This window comes from Pseudomonas sp. Sample_16 (genome assembly GCF_004307665.1).
Lineage (GTDB): Bacteria > Pseudomonadota > Gammaproteobacteria > Pseudomonadales > Pseudomonadaceae > Aquipseudomonas.
In genome coordinates this window covers 1-6,313 of record NZ_RCOB01000145.1, presented here as the reverse complement: position 1 = coordinate 6,313, position 6,313 = coordinate 1, and the positions used below count along the sequence as shown (strand labels likewise).

8 protein-coding genes are annotated in these 6,313 nt (G+C 59.5%); 2 read left to right on the top strand and 6 right to left on the bottom strand.

All coding sequences use genetic code 11. The features are described from left to right. Both D8U69_RS19250 and arfB read left to right on the top strand, forming a co-directional pair. Positions 1–1,295, top strand: a 1,295-nt coding sequence (locus D8U69_RS19250) for an amino acid permease (protein WP_130907923.1), incomplete at its 5' end; no start/stop codon positions are given. A 214-nt stretch (positions 1,296–1,509) separates the two neighbouring features. Further along, the gene (gene arfB, locus D8U69_RS19240; protein ID WP_056853046.1) at positions 1,510–1,923 is read left to right on the top strand and encodes an alternative ribosome rescue aminoacyl-tRNA hydrolase ArfB; all 414 of its coding nucleotides are present in this window, start codon (positions 1,510–1,512) and stop codon (positions 1,921–1,923) included. Here the strand turns inward: arfB and D8U69_RS19235 are convergent. The 6 genes from D8U69_RS19235 to phhA form a co-directional block, all read right to left on the bottom strand. After that, positions 1,920–3,119 carry an MFS transporter gene (locus tag D8U69_RS19235; protein WP_130907922.1) on the bottom strand — a complete coding sequence of 400 codons (1,200 nt, stop codon included), beginning with the start codon at positions 3,117–3,119 and terminating at the stop codon, positions 1,920–1,922. The two genes, arfB and D8U69_RS19235, sit on opposite strands and share 4 nt — an antisense overlap. A 99-nt stretch (positions 3,120–3,218) precedes the next feature. Continuing rightward, positions 3,219–3,404, bottom strand: coding sequence for a hypothetical protein (locus tag D8U69_RS19230; RefSeq protein WP_056853044.1), 186 nt, complete (start codon positions 3,402–3,404; stop codon positions 3,219–3,221). Between the two features lie 72 nt (positions 3,405–3,476). Further along, complete coding sequence (locus D8U69_RS29955) at positions 3,477–3,608, bottom strand: hypothetical protein (RefSeq protein WP_269083288.1); 132 nt, start codon at positions 3,606–3,608, stop codon at positions 3,477–3,479. A 275-nt stretch (positions 3,609–3,883) separates the two neighbouring features. Beyond that, complete coding sequence (locus tag D8U69_RS19225) at positions 3,884–5,077, bottom strand: amino acid aminotransferase (protein ID WP_130907921.1); 1,194 nt, start codon at positions 5,075–5,077, stop codon at positions 3,884–3,886. After that, the gene (locus D8U69_RS19220; protein ID WP_056853042.1) at positions 5,077–5,433 is read right to left on the bottom strand and encodes a 4a-hydroxytetrahydrobiopterin dehydratase; all 357 of its coding nucleotides are present in this window, start codon (positions 5,431–5,433) and stop codon (positions 5,077–5,079) included. The genes D8U69_RS19225 and D8U69_RS19220 overlap by 1 nt, the downstream gene beginning before the upstream one ends. 104 nt (positions 5,434–5,537) lie before the next feature. Beyond that, complete coding sequence (gene phhA / locus D8U69_RS19215; protein ID WP_241668670.1) at positions 5,538–6,311, bottom strand: phenylalanine 4-monooxygenase; 774 nt, start codon at positions 6,309–6,311, stop codon at positions 5,538–5,540. Positions 6,312–6,313: the final 2 nt, after the last annotated feature.

Genomic DNA, 6,313 nt, shown 5'->3' with positions numbered 1-6,313 from the left:
TACTGAAGTCCGCCGGTCCGTCGATGATCCTCGGCTACGCCATCTGCGGCTTCATTGCCTTCATGATCATGCGCCAACTGGGCGAAATGATCGTCGAAGAGCCGGTAGCCGGTTCCTTCAGCCACTTCGCACACAAATACTGGGGCGGTTTTGCCGGTTTCCTCTCGGGCTGGAACTGCTGGATCCTGTACATCCTGGTGGGCATGTCCGAACTGACAGCCGTCGGCAAATACATCCACTACTGGGCGCCGGACATCCCGACCTGGGCCACGGCGGCAGCGTTCTTCGTGCTGATCAATTTGATCAACCTGGCCAACGTCAAAGTGTTTGGCGAGGCCGAGTTCTGGTTCGCGATCATCAAGGTCGTGGCGATTGTCGGCATGATCGGCCTGGGCAGCTATCTGCTGGTCAGCGGTAACGGCGGCCCACAGGCTGCGGTGAGCAATCTGTGGTCCCACGGTGGCTTCTTCCCGAACGGCGTCAGCGGTCTGGTGATGGCCATGGCAATCATCATGTTCTCTTTCGGCGGCCTGGAAATGCTCGGTTTTACCGCCGCCGAAGCCGACAAACCGAAAACCGTGATCCCGAAAGCGATCAACCAGGTGATCTACCGGATCCTGATTTTCTACATCGGCGCACTGGTGATCCTGCTGTCGCTGACTCCATGGGACAGCCTGCTGACTACCCTGAACGCTTCCGGTGATTCCTACAGCGGCAGCCCGTTCGTGCAAGTGTTCTCGATGCTGGGCAGCAACACCGCCGCGCACATCCTCAACTTCGTGGTCCTGACGGCGGCGTTGTCGGTGTACAACAGCGGCACCTACTGCAACAGCCGCATGCTGTTGGGCATGGCCGAACAGGGCGATGCGCCGAAAGCTCTGGCGAAGATCGACAAGCGTGGCGTGCCGGTTCGTTCGATCCTGGCGTCGGCTGCGGTGACGTTGATTGCGGTCCTGCTGAACTACCTGATTCCACAGAACGCACTGGAACTGCTGATGTCGCTGGTAGTAGCGACCCTGGTGATCAACTGGGCGATGATCAGCTTCTCGCACTTCAAGTTCCGCCAGCACATGAACAAAACCAGACAGACGCCGTTGTTCAAGGCCTTGTGGTACCCGTACGGGAACTACGTCTGCCTGGCGTTCGTGGTGTTCATCCTTGGCGTGATGCTGATGATCCCGGGGATCCAGATCTCGGTGTACGCAATTCCGGTGTGGGTCGTGTTCATGTGGGTTTGCTACGGCATCAAGAACAAGCGCAGTGCCCAGCGTGCCATGCAGGCAGCGGTGGAGTAACTCCGCGCAAAAACAACAAACCCGGCCAAGTGCCGGGTTTTTTGTTTTCAGGCTTCACACAAAACCCTGTGGGAGCGGGCTTGCCCGCGATGGCGGAGTGTCAGGCGCTATCAATATTGAATGTGCCGGCCTCTTCGCGGGCAAGCCCGCTCCCACAGGTTTATCAGCGCATCATTCGCGGTATCCTGCACGCTCTGACTACGGACGTTTTTCCATGCTGGTGATTTCCAACAATGTGCATCTGCCGGATGCCGAGATCGAGTTGACCGCCATTCGTGCCCAGGGCGCGGGTGGGCAGAACGTCAACAAGGTGTCGAGCGCGGTGCACCTGCGCTTCGACATTCCGGCGTCTTCCTTGCCTGAGTTCTACAAGGAGCGGCTGCTGGCGTTGCGCGACAGTCGGATCACCAGTGACGGCGTGCTGATCATCAAGGCCCAGCAATATCGCACGCAAGAACAGAACCGCGCCGATGCCCTGGAGCGTTTGGTCGAACTGATCCAGAGCGCCACCAAGGTCGAAAAGAAACGCCGCCCGACCAAACCGACCCTCGGCTCGAAAACCCGTCGGCTCGAATCCAAGAGCAAGCGCGGCAACATCAAGGCCGGGCGTGGCAAGGTCGATTTCTAGCGCGCATCCCGGGTTTCACGCAGCTTCGGAGCCTGACGATACAAGTAGACGCTGAGCGCCAGGCCACTGAGTGCCGCCAGCGCGGCGAACAAAAAGATCGACGCAAAACCGAAACCGGCCGCAATGGCACCGGCCAGCGGTCCGGTGATCCCCAGCGACAAATCGATGAACAGTGAATAAGCCCCCACTGCCGCGCCACGGCTGGAGGCGGGCACCAGATTGACCGCTTCCACACCGAGCGCCGGAAACACCAGCGAGAAACCGAAACCCGTCAAAGCCGCGCCTGCCAGCGCCCAGTACGCGTCGGGTGCCAGCCACAGCAACAACAGGCCCAGGGTTTCTACCGACAAACAGGCAATCGCCACGCGAAAGCCGCCGAGGCGGTTGATCAGGTTGCCGAACAAAAGGCGCGCGCCAATGAAGCTGGCACCGAACAGGCTCAGGCATAACACCGCGTTGTCCCAGTGCTGCGTGGCGTAATACAACGTAATGAACGTGGCGATGGTGCCGAAACCGATGGAGCCCAAGGCCAGCCCGCAGCCGTGCGGCAATACTCGGCCGAGCACATGCATGAATGGCAAGCGCTCACCGACAACAATGGGCGCGGCGGTTTTCGGCCAGGCCAGCAGCAGGCCAAGCGCAGCCAGCAGCACGATGCTGACGCCCATGCTCCACAAGCCCATTTTGCTGACCAGCAATACGCCCAGCGGCGCGCCGACCGCCAGCGCGCCATAGCTGGCAATACCGTTCCACGAAATGACCTTGGCGGTGTTCGCCGCGCCGACCCGGCCGATGCCCCAACCAATTGAACCCGAGCCCACCAGACTTTCCGCGCTGCCCAGGACCAGGCGGCCGATCAACAGGCTGATCAGGCTGAGCATCGGAAAGCTTTGCGTCCAGGCTGAAATCAGCATGAACACACCGCTCACGCCACAACCGGCGAGGCCATACATGACCGCCAGTTTGCTGCCTTTGTTGTCGATGATTTTCCCGGCATACGGGCGGCTGAGCAGGGTGGCCAGGTACTGCACGCTGATTACCAGGCCCGCAATCACTGCGCCGAAGCCCAGGTCGCTATGGACATAACCGGGCAATACGGCCAAGGGAATGCCGATGTTCAGGTAGCCGATGAAGGTAAAAAGGACGATGGATACAACTTGCAGCGTGACCGCCAAGGGGCGCTGGTGTTCAGGCATGGGTAAAGGTCCACGGTAAAGCAGGATAGATAGGCTGCTTATGATAGCGGGGCTGGCTGTCGTGGGTTGTGAAAAAGTAAAACTATTTGCCGGGCGGTGTCACTCGGGCTTGGCAGGGGCAACCAGTTGCGTGGTGACCAGTGCAGCCAAGGCATTTTCTTCGGTGCCGAAGCGGGCAAGCAAAGCGGCTTGTTTCTCGGGGGAGAGGCGATTCCAGATCTCGATCATTTTCTCGGCGGTGCCGATCAGGACGCTGGCCTGGGCTTCGCTAAATTCATCGGTCATGGTTTCAGGCTCGTTCAGGCAGTGTGGAAAGCGCATGTTAGCGCTTTCCACACGGTCTGTACGGCGGGTGTTTCAGTCTTCTCTGTCAGCCTGGCGGCTGTCAGGTGCTTCTTTTGGCTCGGGCTGTTGGGCACCGGCTTGTTGCGTGGTCGTCTGCTCAGGTACGTGCAGGCTTGGGAAGGGGAGATTAGGAATCTCGTGCATGGTTGCGCTCCTCGCTAAGTCTGTTGATAGATCTGGTAGATCCGCGCTTTTAAAAAAGCCTGGGCAGGATACAGCACTAAAAATGACAATCGGACTTTTATATCCATTTGTTTCGACGGATGGAGTTGTCTATACAAATCGGTAGATTCGCGCACATACAACTGTGGGAGCGAGCCTGCTCGCGATGCGGTGTGTCATTCAACGGTGTTGTTGACTGATTGACCGCTATCGCGAGCAGGCTCGCTCCCACAGAGGGACTCGCAGTATTTGCGATTTTACTTGCAGACGCTGGCAATCGCCTCGGCCAGCAAATCCAGACGCGTGGCATCAATCCCCGCCACGTTGGCCCGGCCTGAGCTGACCATGTACACGCTGTGGTGATCGCGCAGGTTCTTCACTTGCTCCGGCGACAGGCCGGTATAGGAGAACATCCCGCGCTGCACGCCAATGTGCGCAAATCGCTCGCGCAAACCGTGGGGCTCGAGTGCTTCCACCAGACCGCTGCGCAGCTGGGCGATACGCAGGCGCATCGCTTCCACTTCATCGGCCCACAGGCGTTTGAGCTCCGGATCGCCGAGGATGGTCGCGACGACGGCGGCACCGTGGTCCGGCGGTGTCGACCACAGGTTGCGGGCGATGTTGGCCAATTGACTGCGGATATCGGTGAGTTTGTCGGCGGTTTTCGCGCAGACAATCAGCGCACCGGTACGGTCGCGGTACAGCCCGAAGTTCTTCGAGCAGGAGCTGGTGATCAGCACCTCCGGCAGCTCGGCGGCGAACAGCCGGGTGGACCAGGCATCCTGTTCCAGACCATCGCCGAAGCCCTGATAAGCGAAGTCGATCAGCGGCAGCAGCTCGCGTTTGCGAACAACTTCAAGCACCCGGCGCCAGTCCTCGTGGGACAGATCGAACCCGGTCGGGTTGTGGCAGCAGGCATGCAGCAACACCACGTCGCCCTTTGGGGCCTCGTTAAGCGCTGCGAGCATCCCGTCGACGTCAAGTCGGTTGTCACTGCCCACGTACGGGTAATGACTGACCTTGACCTTGGCTGCCGCGAAAATCGTTTCGTGGATCGGCCAGGTCGGGTTGCTCAGCCATACCCCGCGCCCCGGCAGGCATTGGGCGATGAAGTCAGCGCTCAGGCGCAACGCTCCGGTGCCGCCGGGCGTTTGGGTGGCGCCAGCGCGCTGTGACTCGATCAGCTTGGAATCGGCGCCAAGCACCAATTCATTGATCGCTTTGCCAAATGCAGGTTCGCCGTGACCACCAATGTAGGTCTTGGTGGTCTGACGTTCCACCAGACGCGCCTCGGCCAGCTTCACCGATTGCGGAATCGGCGTCAGGCCCTGGGCGTCCTTATAGACGCCCACGCCAAGGTCGAACTTGCGCGGGTTGGGGTCCTGCGCATAAGCCTCCATCAGGCCCAGGATCGGGTCGCCGGGCACGCGGCCGATGGCGTCGAAGTGCATTACTTGCGGCCCTCGGCGTCCTTGGCAACGATGTCAGTGCGCGCGGCCATGATGAAGTCATTGCGGTGCAAGCCTTTGATCGAGTGGCTCCACCAGGTCACGGTGACTTTGCCCCATTCGGTCAGCAGGCCCGGGTGGTGACCTTCGGCCTCGGAGATTTCACCGACAGCGTTGGTGAACGCCAGGGCGTGTTTGAAGTTCTTGAACAGGAAAATCTTTTCCAGCTGCATGATGCCGTCGCGGACTTCGATGTTCCAATCCGGGATCTGCTTGATCAGGATCGGCAGTTCTTCGTCGCTGACCTGTGGAGCATCGGCGCGGCAGGCTTCGCAATGGGCTTGGGTAAGTGCGGTCATGATGTGTTCCTGAAATCGAATGTTGAAAATCGGCCGTCAGTAGCGCCCACGCTAATGCAAAGCGTCGGTTTCTGACAGGCTCACTTGATTCTAAAAGCGACGGATCACGCGGCTTTTGGTTTGGGCGGAAATTTCGGTGCGTGCAACCCCATCTGCATGGCTTGCTTGACCATGCCCATGATGTCTTCGTGGGCAAGGTCGAACAGGCGCTTGAGGTTCGGCAGCGCGAAATACAGTGGCTGCAAAATGTCGATGCGGTACGGCGTGCGCATGCATTCCAGCGGGTCGAACGCCTGGTGTTCGGGTTCGTCCGACAGGCAATAAACGGTTTCTTTAGGCGAGGACAGAATGCCGCCGCCGTAGATGCGCTGGCCTTGTGGAGTGTCGACCAGGCCGAACTCGATGGTCATCCAGTACAGGCGCGCCAGATACACGCGCTCTTCCTTGGTCGCTTGCAGGCCAAGCTTGCCGTAGGTGTGGGTGAATTCGGCGAACCAAGGGTTGGTCAGCAACGGACAGTGGCCGAAGATCTCGTGGAAAATATCCGGCTCTTGCAGGTAATCCAGCTCTTCGCGGGTACGAATAAAGGTGGCCACCGGAAACTGCTTGCTGGCGAGCAATTCGAAAAAGGTCTGGAAGGGGATCAGCGCCGGTACACGGGCGACCTGCCAACCGGTGGTTTCACCGAGGACCTTGTTGATCTCGCCCAATTGCGGAATGCGGTCGTGGGGCAGACCGAGTTTTTCGATACCGTCCAGGTACTCCTGGCACGCACGCCCTTCGATCACTTTCAGTTGGCGAGTGATCAGCGTGTTCCACACCGCGTGTTCTTCGGCGGGGTAGTCGATAAAACCTTGCGCATCGGGCTCGCGAGCCACGT

Excerpts from the sequence above, each read along its gene's own strand:
- arfB (WP_056853046.1), top strand. The coding sequence starts at position 1,510 with ATGCTGGTGATTTCCAACAATGTGCATCTGCCGGATGCCGAGATCGAG.
- D8U69_RS19235 (WP_130907922.1), bottom strand. The coding sequence starts at position 3,119 with ATGCCTGAACACCAGCGCCCCTTGGCGGTCACGCTGCAAGTTGTATCC.
- D8U69_RS19230 (WP_056853044.1), bottom strand. The coding sequence starts at position 3,404 with ATGACCGATGAATTTAGCGAAGCCCAGGCCAGCGTCCTGATCGGCACC.
- D8U69_RS29955 (WP_269083288.1), bottom strand. The coding sequence starts at position 3,608 with ATGCACGAGATTCCTAATCTCCCCTTCCCAAGCCTGCACGTACCTGAG.
- D8U69_RS19225 (WP_130907921.1), bottom strand. The coding sequence starts at position 5,077 with ATGCACTTCGACGCCATCGGCCGCGTGCCCGGCGACCCGATCCTGGGC.
- D8U69_RS19220 (WP_056853042.1), bottom strand. The coding sequence starts at position 5,433 with ATGACCGCACTTACCCAAGCCCATTGCGAAGCCTGCCGCGCCGATGCT.